The organism is Streptomyces sp. NPDC003248 (genome assembly GCF_055563235.1).
Window position 1 is genome coordinate 27440 of sequence record NZ_JBVHDT010000012.1, and the last position, 24964, is coordinate 52403.

The following is a 24964-nucleotide window of genomic DNA, read 5'->3' on the forward strand; positions in this document are numbered from 1 at the left end:
CGTGCGGTCGGGATGTACGGCGGGCATGCGGTCGGGGCGTACGGCGGGCATGCGGGCGGGGCGCATGACGAGTAGGCGGTGAAGGCGCACGACTTCTCCCTGCGTGAAGGGACCGAGCGGGGCGGGGCCAGAGCTTCGGATCAGTGCGTGTCCGGGACCCGGACGGCGTGGCGGCGGTGCCACTGGAGGCGGACGCGGCTGCCGCGGTAGGCGGCGACGTCCTCGGAGGAGGTCTCCAGGTTCTGCTGGAGCGCGGTGAGACGGCCACCGGCGTCGAGGTCGACCAGGAAGCGGGTCGCGTCCCCCAGGTAGACGACCTCGGCGACGGTGCCGGTGACGGTGGAGTGCTCGGCGTCGTCGGCGACGGCGGACTCCGCCAGGACCCGGATCCTCTCGGGCCTGACGCTGTAGGTGCCCGCGGCGCCGGCCACCCGCCGGGCCGTCTCGCCCTCGAGCAGGTTCGAGGCGCCGACGAAGGAGGCGACGAACCGGGTGGCCGGGCGTTCGTAGATCTCGGCGGGGGTGCCGACCTGTTCGATGCGGCCCCGGTGGAAGACCGCGATGCGGTCGCTCATCGTCAGGGCCTCCTGCTGGTCGTGGGTGACGAAGACGAAGGTGATGCCGACCTCGCGCTGAAGGGCCTTGAGCTCGACCTGCATCCGCTCGCGCAGCTTCAGGTCGAGGGCGCCGAGCGGTTCGTCGAGCAGCAGGACGCGCGGGCGGCCGACGAGGGCGCGGGCGAGGGCGACCCGCTGGCGCTGGCCTCCGGAGAGCTGGGCGGGCCGCCGGTCGCCGAGCCCTTCGAGGCGGACGCCGGCCAGCGCCCGGCGTGCCTGCGCCAGACGCTCGGCCTTGGGGACCCGCCGGACCTTCAGGCCGTAGGCCACGTTCTGCTCGACCGTCATGTGGGGGAACAGCGCGTAGTCCTGGAACACGGTGTGCACGTCCCGCTCGTAGGGCGCGAGCCGGGTGACGTCACGTCCCGCGAGCTCGACGAGACCGCCGGTGGGCACCTCGAAGCCGGCGATCAGGCGCAGGACCGTGGTCTTGCCCGAGCCCGAGGGGCCCAGCATCGAGAAGAACTCTCCGTCCGGGATCTCCAGGTCGACTCCACGGACGGCCTCCGTCCTGCCGAAGGTCTTGCGGAGGCCCTGGAGCCGGATGGCGCTTCCTCCCATACGGAACCTTTCTGAGCGGTCGTCCGTTGGTCGTCCGTCGGACATGAAAGATATGAAGTCATAGTTCAAATCTCAAGATCCAGGTAGGGTAAAGCCTCGACAAAGAAGGAGGGGTCCGACCCGTGAACCTTGAAGCGCACGCGGCTCGCCGGGCCGTCTTCGTGCCCGTCGAGTCCGCGGCGCGGGTGGACGTCGTCGTACGCCGCCTGACCAACGCGATCGAACTGGGGCTGCTGGAGGACGGGGAGCAGCTGCCCGGCGAACTCGAACTGGCCTCCCTGCTCGGCGTCTCCACCGTCACCCTGCGGGAGGCGCTGGTCACCCTCAGGGCCCGGGGGCTGGTCGCCACCCGCAGGGGACGCGGCGGCGGCAGCTTCGTGACCCTGCCGGCCACGCCCGCCACCGAGCGGCTGCACGCGCAGCTGGCGGAGTGGAGCACCGAGGGACTGCGCGACCTGGGCGACCACTGGGCCGCCGTGTCGGGAGCCGCCGGCCGCCTGGCGGCGCAGCGCACCGAGCCCGAGGACCTCACCCCGCTGGAGCGTTCGGCGGCGGAGCTGGAGCGGGCCCGGCAGCCGTCGGAACGGGCGCGGGTCTACGGCAGGTTCCACGTGGAGACGGCCGCCGCGGCACAGTCGGCGCGCCTGACCCGGTCCGCGATCTCCCTCCAGGCCGAGGCCGGCGCCCTGGTGTGCCTCGCCCTCGCCGACGATTCCCACGCCCGGGATGTCGTTCACCGTCATCGTGCCGTAATCTCCGCGCTGCACGATGGTGCGGGCGACGTGGCGGGGACGGTGCTGGAGGAGTGCGTCCGGGCCACCGTGGCGCATCTGGTGCGGATCCGCCTCCGGTTGCTCTGAGCGAGACGAGGCGCGGCTTGTGAGGAGGGCTCCCATGGCCACCGGTCTTCCCGCCACGCCCCCGGGTCCGGGCGCGGTCGACTCCGCCGCGGTGGCGGCCCTCTCCGACGCGGTCCAGGACGTCGTCGAGCGGGTCTTCGGCACGGTCGAACGGACCGCGGCCGCCTGCACGGCCCGGCTGAGCGCGGTCGCCTCCGAGAGCCGTCGCCCCCTCTCCGCGGACCTCGCGGTCCTCAGGCCGGACCTGCACCGCCGCCTGGTCGGTGACGACCTGGTGTCGGGCCTCGGGTTCGTCGCGGCCCCCGGCCTCCTGTCCGACACGGCCACCTGCCTGGAGTGGTGGCAGACCACCGGCGACGGGACCGTACGGCCCCTCCTCCTCGACCTGGACGGCGTCCACTCGTCCTTCGTCGACTACACCCACTGGGACTGGTACGCCCGGCCCCGCGACACCGGCGGACGCGTCATCGCGGGGCCCTACGTCGACTACCTCTGCTCCGAGGAGTACAGCCTGACGTTCTCCCTCCCCGTCACCGTGGAGGGCCGCTTCGCCGGGGTCGCCGCGGCGGACGTGTACCTGCGCCACTTCGAGGCGACGATCGCCCCGCTGCTGCGACGTCTGCCCGTCCCGGCCCGACTGGTCAACGCACGGGGCAGGGTGGCGGTGTCCACCGACCCCCACCACCTGGTGGGCTCCCTCACCAAGGGCCTCGACTTCACCGCGCCCCCGGCCCAGCCGTCCCGTCCGGCGGTGCGGGGCGGACTCGCCCTGTTCCCCTGCGAAGGAACCTCACTCGCCCTGGTCACACCGGCCGGCTGAACCGCAGGGGGTCACATGGGGAGGGAGAACAGCCGCACCGGTTCCGTGGGCCGGTGCGCGTCGTCGCGCAGAGGCGTCACCATGGTCCGCAGCGGCATGGTCACCACGCGGTTCCCGGGCTGTTCGACGCGTACGTCCTGGTCGAGCGGGTGCCATCCGAGACGCCGGTAGAGCGGTACGAGGGGAGGCCGGCAGAACAGGAGCGCGTGCCGCGGACCCATCGTGCGAGCGTGGTCGAGTGCCGCCGCGACCACCAGCCGGGCCAGCCCCCGGCCCCGCATCCCGGGTGCGACGGCCACTCCGCCGACGCCCACCACCTCTGTCCTGGCGTCACCGATCGCGACGGGCAGCCGGAGCAGGCCGGCGTGTGCCACGAGCCGCCCGCCCTCTCTGACGGCGAAGTGCTCTTCTTTGGGCAGCCAGGTGAGACCGGCCGCGGCGACGCCGAAGGGATCGTCGCCGTCACCGAGGATCTCGTCCTGATCCGCTCGCGTGTAGTGGGGGAGCCGTATCACCGCCGGTGCCACGGCGGGCTGGTTGTCGGACATCCCTCCATGATGGTTCCTCCGGGGGCCCGGAGCCGGCTCACACCCACTGATGTTCGGTCAACTCGACGGTCTGCACGGCACTGCGACGACCCGGTCCGCGCGCGCGGCACCGTCGGTGCCCGGCGACGTAGGTCAACGCGGCATCCGCGCGTCACCCACACCAGCGACGACAGTTCGCGTCGTCCGGCCGGCCGGCGGGCCGGCATCCGCCCAGCTCCGAGGGGCGGCCCCGTCCGCAAACGTGCCTTGACGGCCAATACATCAGATCGTCCTTCACATTCACCCATGAGGTGAATCGTTCCGCTTGGGGAGCGTCACCGTGCACCACTTCCGAGCGGAGAGGAGTCGGCAGCATGGCCGACTGGAAGCAGATCAGCGGGGCGCTGGTCCGGATCGACGCGGGATCCCGGACCAACGTGTGGGGTGTCAACTCCGCCGGCAACATCTACCGCTACACCGGCGACCTGCCCGGCTGACCCGGCCCGCTCACACCGCCACGCGTGCGCCGCGCAGCGCCGTCAGCGCACCGCGGCGCACGCTCCGTTCCGGCGGACGGCCGGCTGTCGGAGGGTGACCCGGTGGCCGTGTCCGCGACGTCGGCAGACCGCCGGCCGGTTCGGGGTGCGGGGTCGTGAGCCGGCCGGTCAGGCGTCGCCCGACGGGCGACGCCGTCGCGGCTCGGGCGGCAAGGCAGGGTCACGGTGACGGCGAGCCCTCCGCCGGGACGGGGCCGGGCGTCCACGCGTGCCTGATGCGCGTCGGCGACGGCGGCGACGATGGACAGTCCGAGGCCCGCGCCCTGCGCGGGCCCGGTCCGCGGCGCGTGCAGACGGCGGAACGGCTCGAAGAGCTCGGGCGGCGGGGACGCGAGGGCCGGTGTTGCGGCCGCGCCGCGGTGCTGGTCGGCGACCTCGTGCGCGAGATCGCGGAGGTCCACCGGTTCGCGCCGTTCGGGACCGTGCCGGCCCTCGGCCAGCGCCAGCAGCCCCTCGATGAGCCGCTCGGTCCGCACGTTCGACCTGAGGAGTTCCGCACGCGTCCGGGCCAACTGGGCGGGCGTGGGGTCGTCCAGGCCGATCTCGATGGCGGCGCGCTGGATCGCCAGCGGGGTGCGCAGCTCGTGGGAGGCGTTGGCCGCGAACCGCCGCTGGCTGTCGGCGGCCCGAGCCGGCCGAACCGCTGATCAGGACGCGTATCCGGAACCGCCGCTCCGTCTTTCCACGGCAGAAGGACGCGATCGTCCACCCACGGCACGTCATTGTCCACAACCGTCGCACTAATCTCACAGCGAGCCGACCGCGCGGCCCCGGTGGTGCACCCCCCCACAGCACGACACCTCTCCCCAACCCCACGGACGGAGATCCACATGCGCAGGACGAGCGCACGGTTCACCCTGGCCGGAGCCACCGCGGCGAGCGCCGCGGCGCTGGCCCTGATCGGAGCCACCACCGCCAGCGGGTCCACCGCGGCCGAGGAGCCGACGGCGATCGCGGCCGCCGGACCCGTCGGCTTCGGCGCCGCCACCACGGGCGGGGCCGGCGGCAGCACGGTGACCGTCACCACGGCCTCCGCCTTCATCTCGGCGGTGCAGAGCAGCACCACCCAGACCGTTCGGGTCAACGGCACCATCGCGTTGACGTCGATGACGAAGGTCGCCTCGAACAAGACCATCGTCGGCGTCGGCACCGCCGGCAAGATCACGGGCAGCGGACTCAACGTCGCCAGCGTGAGCAACGTGATCATCCAGAACCTGACGTTCACGGGCTCCAACGACGACGCCATCAACGTCCAGTACTCGACCAACGTCTGGATCGACCACAACGACATCTCGGACGCGTACGACGGAGCCGTCGACATCAAGCGCGCCTCGACCAACATCACGGTGTCCTGGAACCGCACCCACGACCAGGACAAGAACATGCTGCTCGGCCACTCCGACGACAACTCCAGCGAGGACACCGGCAAGCTGAAGGTGACCTACGACCACAACTGGTTCGACGGCACCACCCAGCGCAACCCGCGCGTCCGCTTCGGCAACCCGGTCCACGTGCTGAACAACTACTTCAGCGACATCGGCTCCTACGGAGTGGCCTCGACCGAGAGCGCGGGCGTCCTCGTGGAGGGCAACTACTTCGAGAACACCGACGACACCTACCACCTCGGTGAGGGCGACTCCGACGAGGGCTCGCTCGTGGCGAAGAACAACTGCTTCGTCAACTCGACCGCCGGACAGACCGGCGGGTCCGTGGCGTCGATCCCGTACAGCTACACCGCGGAGTCGGCGTGCAACGTCAAGGCGACGGTGACCGCGGGCGCCGGTGTGGGCAAGATCTGAGCCGCACCACCGCACCTGAGCCGCACCACCGCACCTGACGACCCGCACCACGCAATCCGACCCGTACCACCGCACGAGGGCAGGACCGGTGACCGCCGTGTCACCGGTCTTGCCCCATGGCACCTCCTCCTCTAGGTTCCCCCGTGCCCCGTCGGCGCCGGCGCCGCGGGGGACCCCGGTGGAGGGCGAGCGAAGGGGCGCGGATGGCCGCAGACCTGTGCGCCGCCGACCCGCCGCGCGGACCGGACCGGCCGCTCACCGTGGGACTGCTCACCGCCAACATCCACCTGGGCGTCGGCGCCACCCTGTGGTCCGGCGTCTGCGCGGCGGCCCGGCGCAACCACGTCAACCTGGTCTGCTTCCCCGGCGGGAACCTGCTCCACGGGGACGTGGACCGCAGCGAACTCTACGAACTGGCCGGACCCGCCCGGCTCGACGGCGTCGTGTGCTGGAGCTCCACCCTGGGCCTGCCCTCCGGCGGCCCCCGGGCCCGCGGTCTGCTGCGGCGACTGGCCCACCTGCCGCTGATCAGCCTCAACCAGCCGCTCAGCGACCAGACCGACGTGCTGTCCATCGACTCCCACGCGGGCATGCGCAAACTGGTCGGACACCTCGTCGTACGGCACGGCCGCCGACGGCCGGCCTGCATCCGCGGCCCGCTCGCCCACCCCGTCTCCGAAGAGCGCTACCGCGCCTACGTCGACGCCCTGCGCCACCACGGCATCCGGCACGAGCACACCCTCGTGGGCACCGCCGCCGACTTCGCCGCGTCGGCGGGAGCCTCGGCGATGCGGGCACTGATCGAGGCGCGCGGGCTGGTGCCGGGCTCCGACTTCGACGTGGTGCTGGCGTGCAGCGACGTCCTCGCCGCGGGAGCGCTGCGCTACCTGACCGACCGCGGGGTGCGGGTGCCGGAGGACGTCGCGGTGGTCGGCTTCAACGACTCCCCCGAGGCCCGGCTCGGCGACCCGCCCCTCACCTCGGTCGCCCTGCCCTTCGCGGAACTGGGCGCGCTGGCGGTGGACACCCTCGTCGCCCGGTTGCGCGGCACCCGGCCGCCCGACCGCACGACCATCCCGGCCACCCTGGTACCGCGCCGTTCCTGCGGCTGCCCCTACTCCTCGGCGTACGGCACCTCACCACCGGTTCCCGCGGCAGCGTCCCCGGCGCCGTCGTCCCCGCACGCGGGGGCACCGCACGTCGGCTGGGCGGCCCTCGACTCGCTGTTGCCGTCCGCGGGCGCCCGGCTCGCCTCGGCCTTCCACGCCGAACTCCCCTTCCACGCCGAACCCCCCTGCGCCGGGGAACGCGCCTGCGCCGGGGAACTCCCCTACGACGGGGGCGAGTCGGTCCCGGCCGCCGAAGCGCCGGCCGACCGTGCGGCCGCGAGCGGGGAGGCGGACCCCGGTGACCGGCCCGGCGCCTTCCTGACGCTCGTGGAGCAGTTGCTGCGCGGGCACGCCGGCACCCAGGCCGAGGTCGACCGCTGGCACCAGGCGCTGGAAGGCGCCCGCCGCGACGTGGTGGACGCGCTGCCCCGGCCGCACCGCAGGGCCGGTGAGCTCCTGTTCGGACGTGCCCGCCTCCTCGCGGCCGAGCGGTCACGCGCCCTGCTGGAGTACGAACGCTGGTCCCAGACCCGACGCGCCCGCAGACTACGGCAGTTCGGCACCGCCCTGACCACGGTGGTGGACCTGGAAGGGCTGGCCGACGTCCTGGAACGGCACCTCACCGAACCCGGCGTCCCCCACTGCCGGATCGTCCTGTACGAGCGGGCCCACGACTCCGCCGACCCGGCCGTGCGCGGCATGGCGCGGACGGTCCTGAACCGTGCGGGGGAGCGGACCCCCGCGGTCTCCGGCGCGCTCGGCGAACCCGCGTTCCCGGCCGGCCTGCTGCTGCCCGACGCGCTGTTGCCGCGCGAGGACCGGTACACACTCGTCCTGGAACCCCTGCACATCGGTGACGAACACCTCGGTGTGGCCGTGTTCGACGCGACCCGCACGGAGGCCGTGGACCACGACGGCGCCCTCTACCGGGAACTGGGCGACCAGATCAGCGCAGCCCTGAAGGCGATCGGCCTCTTCGACGAGGTGCGCCGGGCCCGCGACGCGGCCGAGCAGGCCAGCCGCTTTCAGGCACGGCTGCTGACCCACGTGACGGACGAGGTGCGCACCCCGGTGGAGGCCATGCTCCAGCACGGCGGCGATCCGGGGACGGCGCTCACCGGCGTCCGCCAGGAGGCGGCCCGGCTGCTGTACCTCATCGAGAACCTGCTGGACCTGGCCCGCTCGGAGGCCGGTGACCTCGTGCTGTCCCGGCGGCTGCTGGACCCGCTGCCCGTACTGGCGCGGGCCTGTACGACGGCGGCGGGCGCGCGGCCGGCGGCCTCCCGCTGGCGGCTCGACCTGCCGCGGCGGCTGCCGTCGGTGTGGGTGGACGAGACACGGCTGCGGCAGATCCTGCACAACGTCCTGTCCGCCGCCGCGGACCGGGCCGGCGCGCGCCCGCCCGAGGTCACCGCCGTCCTGACCCCCCGCGGCATACGGATCACCGTGGCCGTCCCCGACGCCCGCGCACCGTGCCCGCGCCCCGGTCAGCCGTCCGACGTCGGGGTGACCACGGCCCGCCGGCTGGCCATGATGCACGGCGGGGCACTGACCCTCTCCGGCACCGACAGCCGCCCGGAGTACGTCCTGCACCTGCCCCTGCCGGCACCGGACGGGCAGGCGCACCTGACCGGCGGCGGTGCCGCGCCGCTCCTCGTCCTCACGCCCGGCCCGCTCGCCCCGGACGTGGCGGAACTCGTGGCCCGGCACGGACTGGAGGAGTCCCGGCCGGACTCCCTGCCCGACCTCATCCGCTCGGTCGAACACCGTACCCCCGCGGCCGTCGTGTGGGACGCGCTGCCCGACCGCCCGCAGGAGTGGCGGGCGGTGCAGCGACTGCACGACCATCCCGCGCTGCGGCACACGCCGTTCCTGCTGTTCGGCGCCCACGGCACCGATCTGGGGCAGGTCCTGCGCGCCCTGCGGCCAGAGGGGTTCGCGGCGCCCGTGATCGTCGCCGGCGGCTCGCGGGAGTCCCGGGAGACGATGCGCCGGCTGGCGGAGGCCGCGCTGCCCGACCACCCCACGCGGGTGGTCGCCGACGCGACGGCCGTCCTGGCCCTGGTCGCCGAGGAGCGGCCGCGGCTGGTGGTGCTGGAGCGCGCCCTGCCCGATCTGCGGGGGCTGGACGTCGTGGACCGTCTGTACGACGGTGCGGGCCGCGCCCTGTGCCCGGTCGTCGTCGCCGGGCACGAAGGGCTGACGGCGGAGGACGCGCGGCGGAGCCGCCCGCACCCGGCGCTGCTCATGCTCGACCTCGACGTGTTCGCACCGCACGAGGCGGCGGCGCTCGTCCGCGACCTGGCCGGGCAGGGCGGCCTGCCGCCGTCCCGGTCCCGGGACGTCCTCGACGAGGCCCTGGTCTTCCTCTACGAGCACTGGCGCCGGCAGATCTCCCGCTGGCAGGTGGCGCAGGCCGCCGGAGTCAGCCCCGACCACCTCGGCAAGCTCTTCCAGCAGCGCTACGGCCTCACGGTGTGGGAGTACCTGACCCGGGTGCGCATCGGCCGGGCCGCGCAGCGCCTGCGGCTGAGCGACGACAGCGTGCAGAGCGTGGCCCGCGCGGTGGGCTTCCGCGACCGCGCGTACTTCAGCCGGGTGTTCCGCAAGGTGACCGGAGTGGCCCCGCGCCTCTACCGCGAGGAGTCGGCCGGCGGCCCGGGACCGTGACGCGGACCTGGCGGCCACGGCCTGGCGGCCACGGCCTGACGGTGACGGGCTGGCGGCCTGACGGCCTGACGGCCGGGCCGGCCGGAACGAGGCCTGCGAGGGGGGCGGTGGCCGGCCCGGAACGAGGTTCGTGCAGGAGCCCCCTGGCCGGCCCGGAACCGGGCCCGCGAGGGGTTCCGGGCCCGCTCGCGGGCCGTGCCGAGGCTCCGGACGCCCTCGCGCGGGGCGGGCGGTCAGGCGGTGAACGGCGACTCCGCGCCGGCCGCGACGACGGCGCCGCCCTGGACGACACCGGCCACGTTCCGGGGGTCGGCCAGGAAGCCGATGTCGGTCAGCGGGTCGCCGCGCAGGACGACGAGGTCGGCGCAGGCACCCGGCGCCGTCGTCCCGATCTCCCCCTCCCGGCACAGCAGCCGGGCGGCGGTGCTGGTGGCGGAGCGGATCACGTCCAGGGGGCTCTGCACCTCGGCGCGCAGCCGGAACTCCTCGTTCTGGTGGTGGTGCATGCCGCCCAGCAGGTCGCTGCCGTAGACCGTGCGGACCCCGCCGCGAGCGGCCCGTTCGAGAGCGGCGAGCCCCTCGCCGAGCACCTCGTCCACCTTGCGGTGGCTGTCCGCGGGCAGCCCGTGCTCCGGCCCCTCCTGCTTCAGCGCCCAGTAGGTGACGAGCGTGGGCACGAGGAACGCGTCGTGGTGGGCGAACAGCCGGACGCTCTCGTCGTCGAGCAGGTTGCCGTGCTCGATCGAGCGGATGCCCGCATCGAGGGCGCGGTTGACGGCGCGGGCGGTGTAGGCGTGGGCGGCGACGTACCGGTTGGCCGCGGTGGCCTCCTCCACGATCGCGCGCAGCTCGTCCATGGAGTACTGCGTGGAGTCGATGCGGTCGGTGGGCGAGGCGACCCCGCCGGACGCCATGACCTTCAGGTGGTGGGCGCCCTTGCGCAGTTCGTCGCGGGCGGCGGCGCGGACCGCGTCCACCCCGTCCGCGACGCGGCCGAGGCCGGCGCAGCACGGGTGGTCGTCGCTGACCAGGGTGCCGCGTCCGCGGGTGTCGCCGTGGCCTCCGGTCTGGCTCAGGGCCCGGCCGCAGAACAGCAGCCGGGGGCCGCGGACGAGGCCTTCGGCCTGGGCGTCGCTGAGACCGTAGTCGGCCCCGGAGGCGTCGCGGACCGTGGTGAAGCCCCGGTCGAGCATGCCGCCCATGATGCGGGCGCTGTGCGCGGCGATGTAGCTGGGGGAGGAGTGGGGCAGCGCACCGAGGTCCGCGGTGGCGGCGGTGACGTGGACGTGCGCGTCGATCAGGCCGGGCAGGACGGGCGCTCCGGCGAGGTCGACGACGCGGACGCCGTCCGGGGCGGTGAGCCGCGACCCGGTCTCGGCGATGCGCCCGTCGGCGCAGCGCACGTCGCGTTCCTCGTAGGTGCCGGATTCCACGTCGAGCAGGAGGGCGTTGCGCAGCAGCAGGGACAAGGGGGTACTCCTCGGTACGGCGGCGGGAGGCCGCGCGCGGGTCGCGGCACGCGGGTCGCGGTGGGCGGGCGGTGGTGTACGGCGGTGGTGCCGCGGCCGGCCGGCGACCACGGCACCGGGGCGGACCGGTCCGGTCCGCCCCGGTGATGTCAGCCGGGCGGCAGCGCGCCCCGGGTGAGGGCGCGCAGGGCGGGTACGGCACGGTCGGCCAGGGCGGCGACCGTGCGCAGGGCCGCCTCGTCGTAGCTGCCCTCCGCGTCCAGGGCGTTGAGGACGCCCAGAACCCGTCCGGCGTCGACGACGGGTGTGTTGACGACGGCGCCGCAGCCGAGCGCGTCGATGACGCGGTGGTCGGCGAAGACCTCCCGTACCGCGGCCCGGTCGGGGCCGAGGTAGGGCAGCTGCCGGCTGATGCAGTGCTCCAGCCAGCCGCCGGAGACCTCCACGGACTTCTCGCCGCCGACCGGGTACTGCTCCGGGTGGCTGGAGTGGACCCGCCGCAGGGTGGTGCGCTCGGGCAGCCAGGCCAGCACGGTGAACAGGCGCACTCCCACGGTGGCGCGCACCTCCTCCTCCAGTGCGGCGAGCGTCGCGGCCGCGTCGGACACGGGGGGAACGGTCATCGCCCGGCCACCTCCTGCCGCGCGGGCCCCTCGGCGGGGGCGGGGACGGCCGGCTCGGTGAGGTCCTCCAAGGAGCGGCCCGCGGTGCTGACGCCGAACAGGACGGTGCACAGCACGCCGACCGCGAGGACGGCAGTGGTCAGGCCGAACACCCCGGCGAAGCCGTAGCCGGCGGCCGAGACGCCGATGATGATCGGGGCGAGGATGGAGCCGACGCGGCCGAAGGCGCTGGACAGGCCGGTGCCGGTGGCCCTGATCCAGGTCGGGAAGACCTCGGGGGTGTAGGAGTAGACGCCGGCGTAGGTGCCGTTGAGGAAGAACGACAGGACCGCGCCCGCCAGGGTGATCGACACGGGCGTGGACGTCTGGCTGAGCCAGAAGGCGCTGACGGCGGAGCCGCTGAGGTAGAGGGCGATGACGTTCTTGCGGTCGAGCCGCTCCGACAGCCAGGCCGCCGAGAAGTAACCGGGGATCTGCGCCAGGTAGATGATGATCGAGAACTCGAAGCTCTTGGTCACCGTGATGCCGCGCTGGACCAGCAGGGTCGGGATCCAGGAGAAGAAGCCGTAGTACGAGAACGTGATCACGAACCAGATGAGCCAGGTGATCGCCGTACGCCGGGCCATCGGGCCGGTCCACAGGTAGCGCAGCGCGGTCGGCAGGCTCGGTGTGGAGCGGACCGGTGCGATCGCGGCGGCGTCCTGGGCCGGTACGGGCGGCAGGGGCTCGCCGGTCGCCGCCCGCACCCGGTCTTCGAGGTCGGCGACGATCTGTTCGGCCTCCTGGTGGCGGCCGCGGGCCATCAGGTAGCGCGGGGACTCGGGCAGCGTCCGGCGCCACCACAGCAGCATGACCACCGGAAGCGCGGTGATGACCTGGGCGACGCGCCAGCCCTCGGGCACGGTGGGCACGACGAACCGGCCGATGAGGGCAGCGGCGACGAAACCGAAGGAGAAGAAGCCGGCGAGCGCTCCGACGAACCAGCCGCGGCGGGCGGCGGGCACGAACTCCGAGAGGAACGGGGCGATGATCGCGCTCTCGGCCCCCGCGCCGGCACCGGCCAGGACCCGGGCGCCGAGGAAGACCTCGTAGTTCGGCGCGACGGCGGCCACCAGGGAGAAGAAGGCGTAGAAGGCGAGCGCCCACATCATGACCTTGCGGCGGCCGATGCGGTCGCCGAGAATGCCCGCGAGCGCGGCGCCGAAGAGGAAGCCGAACGGCGAGGCGGAGCCGATCAGGCCGAGCGCGCCGTTGCCGAGGTCCCATGCCTCCTGGGCGCTGGGCATGAGGAAGGCGACGACCGCCGAGTCCATGCCGTCGAACGTGTAGCCCAGCCCGCCGATCAGCAACAACGCGTAGTGAGGTCTGCTCAGGGGCAGACGGTCCAATCTTGCCGTCAGGGACATGGCCCGCACCTCCGTGGATCGAGATGCGAGCAACGTATTCTGCACTTCCTTCCATCTGCAATAGCTGTTGCAGATTTTTCTGTTCGTTACGCCGGTAGCCTGACCCCGTAACACGCAGCGGGAGACTGGAGGGGGCTCGGTGACTTCGACGGACGCGGACGCCGACGCGGGGACCGGCGCCGGACGCGCCCAGGACCACGCCACGGGCGACGACGCGGGTGACGGCTTCGAGGCCTGGCTGCGCGGCCGGCTGCCCGCACGCGGGCTGCGGACCAAGGGCGCGGCGGTCCTCGACGTCCTGCTCACCCAGCCGCGCCGGGCGTCCTTCGCCTCCACGGCGGAGCTGGCGGCCCTGGCCGCCGTGAACACCGCGACCGTCACCCGCACCGCACAGGCCCTCGGGTTCGCCGGCTGGCCCGCGCTCCAGCAGGAACTGCGCGCCCGCTACCTGTCCGCGCTGAGCGCCCCCGACGTCGCCGCCGAGCGCCACGCCACCGACGCCGCCGGTGAGGCGTCGCTGCGCCGGGACCTGGACAGTCTCGCCCTGCTCACCCGCCGGCTGGACGCGGACGCGGTCCGCCGGGTCGCCGAGGCCGTCGCCGCCTCCCGGCACACCGTCGTCGTCGCGGACGGCAGTTACGCGGCCACCGGCATCTCCTTCGCCCACAACGCCCGCCTGGCCGGCTACGCCGTCACCGCCGTCACCGGCGGCGACGCCCAGCTCGCCAACGTCGTCTCCGCCATGACCGGCGAGGACACGCTGATCGCCATCAGCTTCTGGCGGCTGTACGCCAGTACGGTGCTGGCCGCCGGGGAGGCGCACCGCCGCGGCGCCAAGGTCTACGCCCTCACCGACGCGGCGAGCCCCGCCCTGGCCGAGGCCGCGGACGAGGTCCTGCTGGTCCCGGCCGAGGGCGTCTCCTTCTTCCCCTCCCTCACCGCCGGCACCGCCCTGGTGCAGGCGATCGTGGCCGAACTGGCCACCGTGGACGCCGGACGCACCCGTCGCTCCATCGAGGCCGCGGAGGCCCAGTGGGACCGCTTCGGCCTCCTGCACCGCCGCCCCCGCCCGCGCCCCGAACCCGGCACCCACCAGGCCTGACAAGGCCCCGAGCCGATTCAGCGCGGCGGTGCCTCACGCGCCGTTACCTCATCCGGTACGGGGCGCAAGGCGACCTCGTCCGGTGCGGGGCGGAACGGGACCTCCGGAGGGTCCTCGCCGGCGAGGGTGGCGTCGACGCGGGAGCGGATGTACGCGCCGGTCACCGGGCAGCTCAGCGGATGGTCGGCCGGGCAGTCCAGCATGTGCCGCAGCATGGCGGCGGCCTGGAGGAGCCGGTCGATCCGCTCCTGCATCGCGGCGTGCTGGGAGGTGATCACGGCGTGACGCTCCCGGGCGTTCGCGCTGTTCATCACGGTGGCGGTGTCGGCGAGGGGCATCAGCCCGTCCTGGTGCCACAACTGGGCGTACACGAGCCGCTCCAGCGCCGCGCGGTCGTACTGGCGCACCCGGCCGCGCCGGGCGCTCGGCCGGATCAGTCCGCGCTCCTCGTAGTAGCGCAGCGCCGGCACCGAGACGCCGAAGGCGCGGGCGACCTCGCTGATCGAGTACAGCTGCTCCATCGGCTCCTCCGCGCGGGGACGGCTTGCGCTCAAGCGGACTTGAGCGCGCAGGGTTGGCACGAGCCTGACCACCCTGCTCCGGAGGATCTCCCGTGACGCCGTCCCCGTCCCCGTGCCCGCCGCCGTCGCCGACGGCGGCCGTCCCCGCCCGCCGTGACCGCGCCGACCGTGGCGCACCACCGCCCGGCCGAGGCGCGGGCGCGCTGCTGGTCGTCGGCTTCGTGCTGCTGAGCCTGAACACCCGGGTCCCGTTCGGGCAGGTCGGGCCGCTGGCTCCCGTCGCGGGTCTCGGTTCCGCCACCGTCTCCCTGCTCGGGCTGCTGCCGCCGCTGTGCATGGGTGCCTTCGCCCCGCTCGGGGCCGTGCTCGGGCGACGGCTCGGGGAGGAGCGCGCCCTGTGGGGAGGAGCGCGCCCTGTGGTGGGCGAGCCTCGTGCTGGTGGCCGGCGCGGTGCTGCGCGTCCTCGGACTGCCGGGCCTGCTCGGGGGAACGGTCGTCGTCGGCGCCGCCACCGCCGTCGTCAACGTGCTCATACCGGTTCTGGTACGCAAACGGTTCCCGCACGAACGCGTCGGCACCATGATGGGCGTCTACGCCCTGTCGATGGGCGCCGGCTCGGCGCTGGTCGCCGCCCTGGTCGTCCCGGTCGCCCGGGCCACCGGGGCCTGGCAGTGGGCCGTCGGCCTGGCCGTCGTCCCCGCCGTCCTCGCGGCGGCCGGCACGACCCCGCAACTGCGCCACCGGGCCCCCCGCCCCGCTCCGGCCGCCGGGACCGCGCGGGCCGGGCGACCCCACGTGGCCCGGACCGCGGTCGCCTGGAGCCTCACCGCCTTCTTCGGGGTGCAGACCCTCGCGTTCTACACCACGCTCGCCTGGCTGCCGTCCGTCCTCGTCCAGGCCGGGCTCGGCAGCGGCGCCGCCGGCACCGGACAGGCCCTCCTCATCTGCGGCGTCGCCGTCGGCGGCTTCGCCGCCCCCGTCCTCGCCGCCCGCCACGCCGACCAGCGCCCCCACATCCTGGTGACCGCCCTGGTCTGCGCGCTCGGGCTCGGCGGGCTCCTGCTCGCCCCGACCGGCACCTCGATGGTGTGGGTCGTCGTCCTGGGCGTGGGCCTGGGCGCCGGACAGGCACTGCCCGGCGTGCTCCACGCCCGCCGGGGCCGCGACCACGAGCACGTCACCGCCCTGTCCACCATGGCGCAGACCTGCGGGTTCCTCCTCGCCGCCACCGGCCCGGCCGTCGCCGCCGCCCTGCACACCGCCACCGGCGCCTGGACCGCACCGCTCACCATGCTCTCCGTCACACTGCTCCTGGGCGCGGCGGCGAGCATGCGCGCCGGCCACGACGCCGGGGGACTCCGGCGGTGACCGGCCGCCCGTAGCCCTCGCCGCCCCTCCGTCCCCTGCCCGGGAGCGCCGAGCGGGGCGGGGACGCGGGCGCTCGACGGAGGGCCTCCAAAGAACGACTTTGATGTTCTCAAAGTGCAAGTGTTAATTTCTCTGGGTGAAGACAGAAGCCGCCCACCACGCAGCCGCCGCCCGACGCGCCGGCCGCTCGGTCGTGAGCGTGCCGCTCGTGGCTCGTCTGCACATCGACCTCTGCCGCCGCATGTCGGCGGCCTGTCGCCCCTGACCGGCGGTCTCTCGCCGAGATCCGGGGCGGCGTCGTCGACGCGTCCGCGCGATCTCCGCCCCGCGCCTGCCTTCCTCTCGCTCGTCCCCCTTCCCCGTTCATCCCCGCGCGTCCTCACTGGAGTGTGTCCGTGTCCGCGAACACCGCCGATCCGAAGCCCGCGAAGCCCGGCTTCCGGATACCCCTGCCGTTCTGGGCCCAGGTCCTGCTCGGCCTCGTCGTCGGCCTGGTGCTCGGTTACGTCGCCCGCACCTACGACGTGTCCTGGCTCGCCACCACCCTCGACAAGGTGGGCGGCATCTTCGTGCAGCTGCTGAAGCTGGCCGTGGCCCCGCTGGTCTTCTTCGCGATCACGGTGTCCATCACCAACCTGCGCAAGGTCAACAACGCGGCCCGGCTGGCCGGCCGCACCCTGCTCTGGTTCATGGCCACCTCGCTGATCGCGGTGGGCATCGGCCTCGCCATCGGCCTGGTCTCCAACCCGGGCTCCGGCTCCGACCTGACCCCGGCCGACGGCGCCGAGCCCGACCACGCCGGCAGCTGGCTGGACTTCCTGACCGGCATCGTCCCCACGGACGTGATCACACCGTTCACGGAGCTCAACGTCCTCCAGATCGTCTTCATGGCGGTCGTGGCCGGCATCGCCATCCTCAAGATCGGCCCGAAGGCCCAGCCCGTGCTGGCCCTCTCCGAGTCCGTCCTGGAACTGCTCCAGAAGGCCCTGTGGTGGGTGATCCTGCTGGCCCCGATCGGCTCCGCGGGCCTCATCGGACGCGCGATCGTCCAGTACGGCTGGGACCTGATCGGCAACTACGCGACCTTCACCGCCGACATCTACATCGGCTGCGCGCTGGTGCTGTTCGGCGTCTACCCGCTGCTGCTCGCCTTCGTCGCCAGGCTCAGCCCGCTGCAGTTCTTCAAGGGCGCCTGGCCCGCCATCCAGCTGGCGTTCGTCTCCCGCTCCTCGGTCGGCACCATGCCGGTCACCCAGCAGTCGGTGATCCGCCTCGGCGTCCCGAAGGACTACGCCTCCTTCGCCGTGCCGTTCGGCGCGACGACCAAGATGGACGGCTGCGCGGCGATCTACCCGGCCATCTCCGCGATCTTCGTGGCCGAGATCTTCGGCGTCGAGCTCGGTATCAGGGAGTACCTGCTCATCGCGTTCGTCTCGGTGATCGGCTCGGCGGCGACCGCGGGCCTGACGGGCGCGACCGTCATGCTCACGCTGACCCTGTCCACTCTCGGCCTGCCGATGGAGGGCGTGGGCCTGCTGCTCGCGATCGACCCGATCCTGGACATGATGCGCACCGCCACCAACGTCGCGGGCCAGGCCCTCGTCCCGGTCCTCGTCTCCGCCCGCGAGAAGATCCTCGACCGGACGAAGTACGACACGGCGACGGCTTCCCCCGTCGACGACGTGGAGAGCGTCTACGCCGAGCCGCGGCCCGCCGCCGCTCCGGCGGCCGGCTGACGCCCCGGCCCGCCGCCCCCGTCCCGCCGCGTCCGGGGCGCGGACGCGACACCTGACTCCGCCCCGCCGGCCACAGCCGGCGGGGCGGAGTGCTGTCCGGCGTCGGGCGGGCAGGGCGGCCGCCCGACGCCGCGGCGAGGCCGGCCGGAGGCGGTGGCCGAAGCCGCTCGGCCACCGCTACCGAGGTTTCCTGATCAGTGACATGAACGCCTCCAGGTGGGCAGCCATGTCGATCGTCTCGTCGTGCAGCCACGCGACCTGGATGCCCTCGATCAGCGCGGTGATCTGGCGGGCCAGGACGGACAGGTCGAGGTCCGGCCTGAGACGGCCGGCGTCCTGTTCGCGTTCGAGCTCGGTGCGGACCGAGTCGACGAAGTCCGCGTCCCTGCGCCGGATGAACTCGTGTGCCGGGTGCTCCGGCCGGTCGGCCTCGGCGCGCAGCGTCACGTCGAGCCGGATGACACCCCGGATCTCCGCGTTGTTCCGCATGACCTCCGGCACGGTGTCGAGCAGGCCCCGGTCCTCCATGAGCGCCAGGCGCCACGGCCCCTCGATCTCCTCGCGGCGCGCGAGCACGGCCTCCAGGAGCGCGGCCTTGGACCCGAAGTGGTGCAGCAGCAGCGTGTGGCTCGTGCCGATCGCTTCGGCGATCTGGCGGACGGAGAGCCGCTCGAAGCCGTTCTCGGCGAACACCCGGAAGGCCGCGCCCACGAGTTCGGCGCGCTTGCGCTCCCCGTTGGCGTACCGCGCCCGCGTGCCGCTCCGGACGGAGGTGCGCGTCGACCCTGTCATCCTCTGCCTCTTCCCCCGCGGATACGTCCTCCCCCGGGCGAGGTTATCGCACGGTGATCATCGCCGCCCCGGCCGAGGCCACCCGGGCCGAGGACGGCCGACACCACCCCCGGCCGTCCTCGGCCTCGCCGCGGCCGGGCGCCCGCCCTGCTCACCGCCGGGCGAGGATCGAGGCCAGGCCGAACTCGAAGCGCTCGTCGAAGGCGGTGGGGGCGAGGTGGCCGAGCGCGCGGTGGAGGGCCGGGTGGCTCGCCCGTGAGACCGCGTCCGCCAGGCGGTCGCCCAGCGGCTGCCGCCCGGCCGCCTGTTCCTCCTGGGTGAGGCCGAGGGTGAAGTACATGATCGTCCACGTGGTCCAGGCGGCCTCGCGCTCGTTCCGTCCGTCGTCCAGGAGCGCGGCGACGAGGGTGTCGGCGAGACGGAGGGTGTGCGGCTCGGCGGCGAAGGTGCCGACGACGAGCGCGGCGCCGTCGCGGTGGGCGAGCAGGGCGCGCCGGTAGCGGCGGGCCAGTTCACGGGCGCGCCGGTCCGGTGCGGCCGGCAGGTCGTCGAGCGGGATCTCGCCGACGACCGCGTCCGCCATGAGCTCCAGCATCCGGGCCTTGGTCTTCATGTGCCACAGCACGGTGTTCATCCGTACACCGAGCCGTTGGGCGACCGCCCGTGTGGACAGCGCGTCCAGGCCTTTCTCGTCCAGCAGTTCCAGCGCGGCACGGATCACGGTGCCGGGTTCGAGACGGTCTCCCGTTTGCCTATTGGTCACTGACCTAGTTTACTGCGGATCCAGGTTATTGGTCACCGACCAAGAAAGTGGGTTTCATGGACAGGCACCACGTCGTCATCGCCGGAGGCGGCCCCGTCGGCCTCTGGCTCGCCGCCGAACTGCGGCTGGGCGGGATCTCCGTCACCGTCGTCGAGGAGCGGGGGGAGATCGACGAGCGCTCCAAGGCGCTCACCGTCCACCCGCGCACCATCGAGGTCCTGGCCACACGGGGGGCGCACCGGCCGTTCCTCGCCGAGGGCCTGCCGATCCCGACGGGCCACTTCGCCGTGCTCGACGACCGGCTCGACTTCGGCGCACTGGACACCCCGTTCCCGTACACCCTCGCCCTGCCCCAGTCCCGCACCGAGGAACTGCTCCAGGAGCACGCGCTCGGGCTGGGCGCCACCATCGAGCGCGGGCATCGCGTCACCGGGTTCACCGAGCACGCGAAGTCGGTCACCGTGCAGGTGGCGGGGCCGGAGGGACCGTACGAGATCGAGGCGGCGTACGTCGTCGGCTGCGACGGCACCCGCAGCACCGTCCGCACCACCGCCGGTGTCGACTTCCCCGGCACGCCCTCCACCGTCCTCGGCTGGCTCGGCGACGTCACCCTCGACAACCCGCCGCAGCCCGGCTTCAGCGCCTTCACCCTCCAGGGCGGGGTGATGGTCGCACCGCTGCCCGGCGGGCGGTTCCGCATCGTGGGAGTCAGCCCCGACAGCCTCACCACCGAGTGGCCGGGCGACCTCACCCTGGAGGAGCTGCGGCGGAAGACCGTCGCCGCCGCCGGCGACGACTTCGGCATGCGCGACCCGTCGTGGCTGTCCCGCTTCGGCAACGCCACCCGGGTGGCCGCCGCGTACCGACGCGGCCGCGTCCTGCTGGCGGGCGACGCCGCCCACCAGCACTTCCCCGCCGGGGGAGTCGGGATGAACGTCGGCATCCAGGACGCGCACAACCTCGGCTGGAAGCTGGCCGCGACCCTGAACGGCTGGGCCCCGGACGGCCTGCTGGACACCTACCACGCCGAACGCCACCCGGTCGGCGTCCAGCTGGCGGAACACAGCCGCGCCCAGACCGCCCTGATGTCCACCTTCACACCCGAGGGCCTCGCCCTGCGCTCCCTGCTCAGCGGGATGGTCGCCGACCAGCCGGCGTTCAGCCGCGCCCTGTCCGAACGGCTCACCGCGCTCGCCGTCCGCTACCCCTCCGCGGACCCGACAGCCCACCCCCTCACGGGCACCCGCGCCCCCGACCTCTCCTTCACCGGTACGCACAGGAGCCTGTTCACCCTGCTGCGCCCGGACGCGTACCTCCTGCTCGACCTCACGGCCGACGGCGCACTCGGCGACCGGGCGCTGCCGGGGCTCGCCGTCCACACCGGTACGCTCGACCGTCCCCCGGCCGCCTGGAGCACCGTGCGCGCCGCCCTGATCCGCCCCGACGGCCATGTCGCCTGGGCCGGGACCGACCCGGACGACACCGCACTGTCCGCGGCCGTGGACCGTGTCGCCGCCGGCCGGGGGGAAGGGCAGGAGGACGTCAGGAGCGGGCGGGCACGGGGGTGCGGCGCAGCAGGCGCAGCAGGCGCTCGGTCTCGGCCGTGACGGCCTCGCGGCCCGCGCTCAGATAGCGGCGCGGATCCACGGACTCCGGGCGGGCGTCCAGGTCGGCCCGTACGGCGTGGGTGAAACGGGCGTTGAGATGTGTCGAGACGTTGACCTTCGTCATGCCGCACGCCACCGCCTCGACCAGGCCCGCGTCCCCGACCCCGGACGAGCCGTGCAGGACCAGCGGGACGGGGACGGCCGCGCGCAGCGCGCGGATCAGCGCGAAGTCGAGCACGGCGTCCCGCGCGAGCATCGCGTGGGAGCTGCCGACCGCGACCGCGAGGCCGTCGACGCCGGTGGCGGCGGCGAACGCGGCCGCCTCGCCGGGGTCGGTGCGCACCCCCGGGGCGTGGGCGCCGTCCTTGCCGCCGATCTCGCCGAGTTCGGCCTCCACCCACACCCCGTGCCGGTGGCACCGCTCCACCAGGGCGGCGGTCGCGGCGACGTTCTCCGCGTACGGCAGAGCCGCGGCGTCGAACATCACCGACGGCAGGCCGAGCGCGACGGCCTCCGCCACCAGGTCGGGCGAGGTGGCGTGGTCCAGGTGGACCGAGACCGGCACCCGCGCGCCCTCGGCGGCGGACAGGGCGGCGTTCGCCAGGGGGCGCAGGGAGCCGTGGTAGCGGACGGTGTTCTCGCTGATCTGGAGCACGACCGGCGCGTCCGCCGCCTCCGCCGCCGCGACGATCGCGGTGACGTGTTCGAGCTGGATGACGTTGAAGGCGCCGAGGCCGCGGCCTTCGGCGACGGCCGCTTCGGCGAGCGGTCCGGTGCTCACGAGGGGCATGGACGAGATCTCCTTCGGAGTGCGGGGACGCGGGCGTGCCGCCGCGCCGGGGCAGGGAGGAAGAGGAAGCGCGGGGGAGGGGAGGAGGATGACCTCATTCCAGGGGCGCGGGCGTGACGGTGGTCCGGGGCAGGAGCTCGCCGTAGACGGAGGCGTCGAACTCCCCGGCGAGCGGGGCCGCCACGGCGGCGGCGGACAGTGCCACGGCCGTGCGGACGCGTTCCGGCCACGGCCGGCCGTGCCGCAGGCCGGCGCTGAGCGCGGCGACCGCCGCGTCACCGGCGCCCGTCGGATTGCCGGCCAACCGGCGCGGCGGCCTCGCCCGCCAGGCCCCGTCGGGGGTGACCGCGAGCAGGCCGTCGGCGCCCAGGGACACCGCCACGGACCGCGCCCCGGCCCGGCGCAGCGCGTCGGCTCCCGCCCGGACGTCCTCGGTGCCGAGGGTCTCGCACAGTTCCCGGGCGTTGGGCTTGACCAGGGCGGGACCGGCCTCCAGCGCGGCCAGCAGGGGCGGGCCGGAGGTGTCGAGGACGGCCGGGACGTCCGACCGGCGGGCCAGTGCGACGAGTTCGGCGTAGGCGTCGTCCGGCAGTCCGCCGGGCAGGCTGCCGGACAGCACCACCACGGCCGACGTCCCGAGCAGCCGACGGTAGTGCGTCCTGAACTCCAGCCATTCCGCCGCGCTCACCCGGGGCCCGGGCTCCAGGAAGACGGCGGCGTCGCCGACCGCCTCCTCCACCACGGTCACCGTCTGCCGGGTGGTCCCGGCGATCGTCAGCAGCGCGTCGCGCATCCCGGAGGCGGCCACGTCCCGGCGCACCGACTCGCCGGGCGGCCCGCCCACCAGCCCGGTGACCACGGTGGTGTGCCCCAGGGCCGTCAGGACCCGGGCCACGTTCACCCCCTTGCCGCCCGCCCGGTGCCGGGCGGCGGCGAGCCGGTGGCTGCCGCCCGTGCGGATGCGGTCCACCGTGTACGTGACGTCGACGGCGGCGTTCAGCGTGACGGTGGTGATCACGGACGGACCGCCTCCTCCCGGGCGGCCCCGCCGCTGCGTCCGGCGGCCCGCTCCCCGGCCAGGTCCAGGGCGAGCAGGGCGGCGCCCCGGCAGCCCGCGCGGTCGCCGAGTTCGGCGAGCAGCAGCTCGGGCGGCCGGTGGAAGGCCAGCCGGTCCGCCAGGGCCCGGCGCAGCGGATCGGCCAGGTCCGCGCCCGCGCGTGCCAGACCTCCGCCGAGCACGACCGCGCCGGGTTCGCAGAGCACGGTGTACGCGGCGAGACCGTCGGCCAGGGCGTGCACGGCGGACGCCCAGATCCGCGCGGCCACCCGCTCGCCCGCGCCGGCGCGTTCACGGATCTGCTCGGCCGTGACACCGCCGTCCGGTCCGGTCCCGTTTCCGCCCTCAGGCCCGTTCTCGCAGCGGGACCCGTCCGCTCCGGGGGACCCGTTCAGGGCGCCGGTCGCCCGGGCGTACCGGCGGGCGATCGCGGACGCGGAGGCGACCGTCTCCAGACAGCCCCGCCGCCCGCAGCCGCACCGCGGCCCGCCCCGCCGGACGGTGAGATGGCCGAGTTCGCCCGCCCCGCCGCGGACGCCCTCCCGCACCCGGCCGTGGTGCACATGGGCCGCGGCGATGCCCGTGCCGAGGGCGACGAACAGGAAGTCGTCGTGGCCGCGCCCCGCGCCCATCCTGCCCTCGGCCACCGCTCCGGCCCGTACGTCGTGGCCCAGGGCCACGGGCAGCGCCAGCCGTTCGGAGAGAACGGCGCGCAGCGGCACGTCGCGCCAGCCGAGGTTGGCGGAGTAGCGGGCCACCCCCCGGGCCGTGTCGACCAGGCCGGGCACGGCCACCCCGACGGCGAGCGGTGCCCGCCCGGTCAGGGCCCTGCTCTCGGCGGCGAGGGCGGCGGCGGTGTCGGCCACCGCGTCCACGACGGCGCGCGGGCCCCGCTCCCGGTGCGTGGCCCGGTGCACGGAGCGGACGACGTCGCCGTCACCGGTCACCAGCGCGGCCTTGATGCCGGTGCCGCCGAGGTCGACCGCGACCACCTGGCCGGGCGGCGGACTGCTGCTTGTCATCGGGGGCGTCCTTCCGGGGAGGCGGTCAGGTGGGTGGCGGTCAGGTGGGTGGCGGTCAGGCGGGTGAGGCGGGGGAGGGAGCCGCATGCGGAAGCGGCCGCCGGGGGCGGGGCCGGATGCGGGGTCGGATGCGGCCGCCGGGGGCGGGGCCGGATGCGGGTCGGGCGGGTGTGTGGCGGTGGCCGGGGTGTCTCCGGCCGGGGCCGGGCGGGTGTGTGCTGCCAGCGGGGTCGTTTTCCGCCGGGGCCGGGAGGCTGTGTGCCGGTGGCCGGAGGTCTCCGGCCGGGTGCGGTCAGCTGAGCACGACGGAGCGGGTGAGGTTGCGCGGCCGGTCCGGGTCCAGGCCGGCGGCCTCGGCGCGGGCCACGGCCAGCCGCTGGGCGCGGATCAGGTCGGCGAGCGGGTCGAGGTCCGTGTGCACGAGCGTGGCTCCGGTGCGGGCGATGTCGTCGGCCAGCCCGGCGGGCACCCAGCCGAAGACCCACACGGCCCGACCGGGGGCGGCGATGCTGATCGGACCGTGCCGGTACTCCATGGCCGGGTAGCTTTCCGTCCACGCCCCGGCCGCCTCCCGCATCTTCAGCGCGGCCTCGTCGGCCAGCCCGCAGGTCCAGCCGCTGCCGAGGAACGTCACCTGCCCCGCCTCGACCAGCCCGGGGTCCACGGGGGCGAGGAGGGCGCGGCGCGCGTCCGCGACGGCGGCCGTCAGGTCCTCCCCGAGGTGGGCCCGCAGCAGCGCCAGGGCGGTGGTGGCGAACCGGGTCTGCACCACGGACCGCTCGTCCGCGAAGGGCAGCGCCACGACCCGGCCGGCCGCCGCGGCGACGGGCGTCGCCGGGTCCGCGGTGATCGCGGTGATCCGCTCGGCGGGCGTGTCCGGGACGGCGCCCCTGACCAGGTCGAGGACCTCGGTGGTGGTGCCCGACCGGGTCAGGGCGACGATCCGGTCGTAGCGGCGGCCGGTCGGGAACTGCGAGGCGGCGAAGGCGTCCGTGCGGCCGTGGCCGGCGCTCTCGCGCAGGACGGCGTAGGAGCGGGCGATGTACAGCGAGGTGCCGCAGCCGACCACGGCGACCTCCTCGCCGGCCGAGGGCAGCGCGTCACCGAGTCCGGCGGCGGTCTCGGCGGCGCGCAGCCAGCTCTCCGGCTGGGTGGCGATCTCGTCCTGGGTGAACGACACGTGAGGTC

At 74.4% G+C, this 24964-nt stretch carries 22 protein-coding genes; 9 read left to right on the plus strand and 13 right to left on the minus strand.

From position 1 onward, the window contains the following. Positions 1 to 140: 140 nt before the first annotated feature. Positions 141 to 1178, minus strand: coding sequence for an ABC transporter ATP-binding protein (locus ACZ3KJ_RS25595; RefSeq protein ID WP_467530340.1), 1038 nt, complete (start codon positions 1176 to 1178; stop codon positions 141 to 143). A 122-nt stretch (positions 1179 to 1300) separates the two neighbouring features. Here ACZ3KJ_RS25595 and ACZ3KJ_RS25600 point away from each other — a divergent pair, with 122 nt between their 5' ends. Next, complete coding sequence (locus tag ACZ3KJ_RS25600; RefSeq protein ID WP_467530342.1) at positions 1301 to 2038, plus strand: FadR/GntR family transcriptional regulator; 738 nt, start codon at positions 1301 to 1303, stop codon at positions 2036 to 2038. A 34-nt stretch (positions 2039 to 2072) separates the two neighbouring features. Next, a complete protein-coding gene (locus ACZ3KJ_RS25605) occupies positions 2073 to 2858 on the plus strand; it encodes a cache domain-containing protein (protein WP_467530344.1) in 786 nt (261 codons plus the stop codon). An 11-nt stretch (positions 2859 to 2869) separates the two neighbouring features. Here the strand turns inward: ACZ3KJ_RS25605 and ACZ3KJ_RS25610 are convergent, their stop codons facing one another. Beyond that, positions 2870 to 3406 (minus strand): GNAT family N-acetyltransferase, encoded by a 537-nt coding sequence (locus ACZ3KJ_RS25610; RefSeq protein ID WP_467530346.1) that lies wholly within the window; start codon positions 3404 to 3406, stop codon positions 2870 to 2872. Positions 3407 to 3759: 353 nt separating this feature from the next. Between ACZ3KJ_RS25610 and ACZ3KJ_RS25615 the strand changes: the two genes are divergently transcribed. Next, on the plus strand, positions 3760 to 3882 hold the full coding sequence (locus tag ACZ3KJ_RS25615) for a tectonin domain-containing protein (protein WP_467530348.1): 123 nt from the start codon (positions 3760 to 3762) through the stop codon (positions 3880 to 3882). On the opposite strand, the gene ACZ3KJ_RS25620 is transcribed toward ACZ3KJ_RS25615, so the two are convergent. After that, positions 3858 to 4523 (minus strand): ATP-binding protein, encoded by a 666-nt coding sequence (locus ACZ3KJ_RS25620; protein WP_467530602.1) that lies wholly within the window; start codon positions 4521 to 4523, stop codon positions 3858 to 3860. The two genes, ACZ3KJ_RS25615 and ACZ3KJ_RS25620, sit on opposite strands and share 25 nt — an antisense overlap. A 249-nt stretch (positions 4524 to 4772) precedes the next feature. Between ACZ3KJ_RS25620 and ACZ3KJ_RS25625 the strand changes: the two genes are divergently transcribed. Both ACZ3KJ_RS25625 and ACZ3KJ_RS25630 read left to right on the plus strand, forming a co-directional pair. Beyond that, entirely contained in the window at positions 4773 to 5741 is a 969-nt protein-coding gene (locus ACZ3KJ_RS25625; protein WP_389518690.1) for a pectate lyase family protein, read from the plus strand. Between the two features lie 203 nt (positions 5742 to 5944). Continuing rightward, the gene (locus tag ACZ3KJ_RS25630) at positions 5945 to 9520 is read left to right on the plus strand and encodes a substrate-binding domain-containing protein (protein ID WP_467530351.1); all 3576 of its coding nucleotides are present in this window, start codon (positions 5945 to 5947) and stop codon (positions 9518 to 9520) included. A gap of 233 nt (positions 9521 to 9753) precedes the next feature. On the opposite strand, the gene ACZ3KJ_RS25635 is transcribed toward ACZ3KJ_RS25630, so the two are convergent. The 3 genes from ACZ3KJ_RS25635 to ACZ3KJ_RS25645 all read right to left on the minus strand — a co-directional run bounded on the left by ACZ3KJ_RS25635 (position 9754) and on the right by ACZ3KJ_RS25645 (position 13018). Further along, positions 9754 to 10989, minus strand: coding sequence for a metal-dependent hydrolase family protein (locus ACZ3KJ_RS25635; protein WP_467530352.1), 1236 nt, complete (start codon positions 10987 to 10989; stop codon positions 9754 to 9756). Between the two features lie 149 nt (positions 10990 to 11138). Further along, entirely contained in the window at positions 11139 to 11612 is a 474-nt protein-coding gene (locus ACZ3KJ_RS25640; protein WP_467530354.1) for a GAF domain-containing protein, read from the minus strand. Next, positions 11609 to 13018, minus strand: coding sequence for an MFS transporter (locus ACZ3KJ_RS25645; protein WP_467530356.1), 1410 nt, complete (start codon positions 13016 to 13018; stop codon positions 11609 to 11611). Before ACZ3KJ_RS25645 ends, ACZ3KJ_RS25640 begins: the two co-directional genes overlap by 4 nt. A gap of 139 nt (positions 13019 to 13157) precedes the next feature. Here ACZ3KJ_RS25645 and ACZ3KJ_RS25650 point away from each other — a divergent pair, with 139 nt between their 5' ends. Beyond that, positions 13158 to 14120, plus strand: a complete 963-nt coding sequence (locus ACZ3KJ_RS25650) for a MurR/RpiR family transcriptional regulator (protein ID WP_467530357.1) — start codon at positions 13158 to 13160, stop codon at positions 14118 to 14120. Positions 14121 to 14137: 17 nt separating this feature from the next. On the opposite strand, the gene ACZ3KJ_RS25655 is transcribed toward ACZ3KJ_RS25650, so the two are convergent. After that, on the minus strand, positions 14138 to 14641 hold the full coding sequence (locus ACZ3KJ_RS25655) for a MerR family transcriptional regulator (RefSeq protein WP_467530359.1): 504 nt from the start codon (positions 14639 to 14641) through the stop codon (positions 14138 to 14140). A 339-nt stretch (positions 14642 to 14980) separates the two neighbouring features. Here ACZ3KJ_RS25655 and ACZ3KJ_RS25660 point away from each other — a divergent pair, with 339 nt between their 5' ends. Both ACZ3KJ_RS25660 and ACZ3KJ_RS25665 read left to right on the plus strand, forming a co-directional pair. Further along, positions 14981 to 16009, plus strand: coding sequence for an MFS transporter (locus ACZ3KJ_RS25660; RefSeq protein WP_467530361.1), 1029 nt, complete (start codon positions 14981 to 14983; stop codon positions 16007 to 16009). A 395-nt stretch (positions 16010 to 16404) separates the two neighbouring features. Continuing rightward, positions 16405 to 17745 carry a dicarboxylate/amino acid:cation symporter gene (locus ACZ3KJ_RS25665; protein WP_467530362.1) on the plus strand — a complete coding sequence of 447 codons (1341 nt, stop codon included), beginning with the start codon at positions 16405 to 16407 and terminating at the stop codon, positions 17743 to 17745. A 177-nt stretch (positions 17746 to 17922) separates the two neighbouring features. Here ACZ3KJ_RS25665 and ACZ3KJ_RS25670 read toward each other — a convergent pair whose 3' ends face one another. Together ACZ3KJ_RS25670 and ACZ3KJ_RS25675 are read right to left on the minus strand one after the other, a co-directional pair. After that, positions 17923 to 18537 (minus strand): TetR/AcrR family transcriptional regulator, encoded by a 615-nt coding sequence (locus ACZ3KJ_RS25670; protein ID WP_467530363.1) that lies wholly within the window; start codon positions 18535 to 18537, stop codon positions 17923 to 17925. Positions 18538 to 18688: 151 nt separating this feature from the next. Next, a complete protein-coding gene (locus tag ACZ3KJ_RS25675; protein WP_467530365.1) occupies positions 18689 to 19300 on the minus strand; it encodes a TetR/AcrR family transcriptional regulator C-terminal domain-containing protein in 612 nt (203 codons plus the stop codon). Positions 19301 to 19356: 56 nt separating this feature from the next. Between ACZ3KJ_RS25675 and ACZ3KJ_RS25680 the strand changes: the two genes are divergently transcribed. Further along, entirely contained in the window at positions 19357 to 20907 is a 1551-nt protein-coding gene (locus ACZ3KJ_RS25680; RefSeq protein ID WP_467530367.1) for an FAD-dependent monooxygenase, read from the plus strand. On the opposite strand, the gene ACZ3KJ_RS25685 is transcribed toward ACZ3KJ_RS25680, so the two are convergent. The 4 genes from ACZ3KJ_RS25685 to ACZ3KJ_RS25700 all read right to left on the minus strand — a co-directional run bounded on the left by ACZ3KJ_RS25685 (position 20843) and on the right by ACZ3KJ_RS25700 (position 24956). Next, a complete protein-coding gene (locus tag ACZ3KJ_RS25685; RefSeq protein WP_467530369.1) occupies positions 20843 to 21697 on the minus strand; it encodes a class II fructose-bisphosphate aldolase in 855 nt (284 codons plus the stop codon). The two genes, ACZ3KJ_RS25680 and ACZ3KJ_RS25685, sit on opposite strands and share 65 nt — an antisense overlap. 94 nt (positions 21698 to 21791) lie before the next feature. Continuing rightward, positions 21792 to 22715: a 1-phosphofructokinase family hexose kinase gene (locus ACZ3KJ_RS25690; protein ID WP_467530370.1), complete on the minus strand. Its 924-nt coding sequence runs from the start codon at positions 22713 to 22715 to the stop codon at positions 21792 to 21794. After that, positions 22712 to 23776, minus strand: coding sequence for an ROK family protein (locus ACZ3KJ_RS25695; RefSeq protein ID WP_467530372.1), 1065 nt, complete (start codon positions 23774 to 23776; stop codon positions 22712 to 22714). The genes ACZ3KJ_RS25690 and ACZ3KJ_RS25695 overlap by 4 nt, the downstream gene beginning before the upstream one ends. 292 nt (positions 23777 to 24068) lie before the next feature. Then, positions 24069 to 24956: an SIS domain-containing protein gene (locus tag ACZ3KJ_RS25700; protein WP_467530374.1), complete on the minus strand. Its 888-nt coding sequence runs from the start codon at positions 24954 to 24956 to the stop codon at positions 24069 to 24071. Between the last annotated feature and the right edge of the window lie 8 nt (positions 24957 to 24964).

Coding starts and splice junctions, on each gene's coding strand:
- ACZ3KJ_RS25595 (WP_467530340.1), bottom strand. CDS start 1,178: ATGGGAGGAAGCGCCATCCGGCTCCAGGGCCTCCGCAAGACCTTCGGC.
- ACZ3KJ_RS25605 (WP_467530344.1), top strand. CDS start 2,073: ATGGCCACCGGTCTTCCCGCCACGCCCCCGGGTCCGGGCGCGGTCGAC.
- ACZ3KJ_RS25610 (WP_467530346.1), bottom strand. CDS start 3,406: ATGTCCGACAACCAGCCCGCCGTGGCACCGGCGGTGATACGGCTCCCC.
- ACZ3KJ_RS25615 (WP_467530348.1), top strand. CDS start 3,760: ATGGCCGACTGGAAGCAGATCAGCGGGGCGCTGGTCCGGATCGACGCG.
- ACZ3KJ_RS25625 (WP_389518690.1), top strand. CDS start 4,773: ATGCGCAGGACGAGCGCACGGTTCACCCTGGCCGGAGCCACCGCGGCG.
- ACZ3KJ_RS25630 (WP_467530351.1), top strand. CDS start 5,945: ATGGCCGCAGACCTGTGCGCCGCCGACCCGCCGCGCGGACCGGACCGG.
- ACZ3KJ_RS25640 (WP_467530354.1), bottom strand. CDS start 11,612: ATGACCGTTCCCCCCGTGTCCGACGCGGCCGCGACGCTCGCCGCACTG.
- ACZ3KJ_RS25645 (WP_467530356.1), bottom strand. CDS start 13,018: ATGTCCCTGACGGCAAGATTGGACCGTCTGCCCCTGAGCAGACCTCAC.
- ACZ3KJ_RS25655 (WP_467530359.1), bottom strand. CDS start 14,641: ATGGAGCAGCTGTACTCGATCAGCGAGGTCGCCCGCGCCTTCGGCGTC.
- ACZ3KJ_RS25670 (WP_467530363.1), bottom strand. CDS start 18,537: ATGACAGGGTCGACGCGCACCTCCGTCCGGAGCGGCACGCGGGCGCGG.
- ACZ3KJ_RS25680 (WP_467530367.1), top strand. CDS start 19,357: ATGGACAGGCACCACGTCGTCATCGCCGGAGGCGGCCCCGTCGGCCTC.
- ACZ3KJ_RS25685 (WP_467530369.1), bottom strand. CDS start 21,697: ATGCCCCTCGTGAGCACCGGACCGCTCGCCGAAGCGGCCGTCGCCGAA.
- ACZ3KJ_RS25695 (WP_467530372.1), bottom strand. CDS start 23,776: ATGACAAGCAGCAGTCCGCCGCCCGGCCAGGTGGTCGCGGTCGACCTC.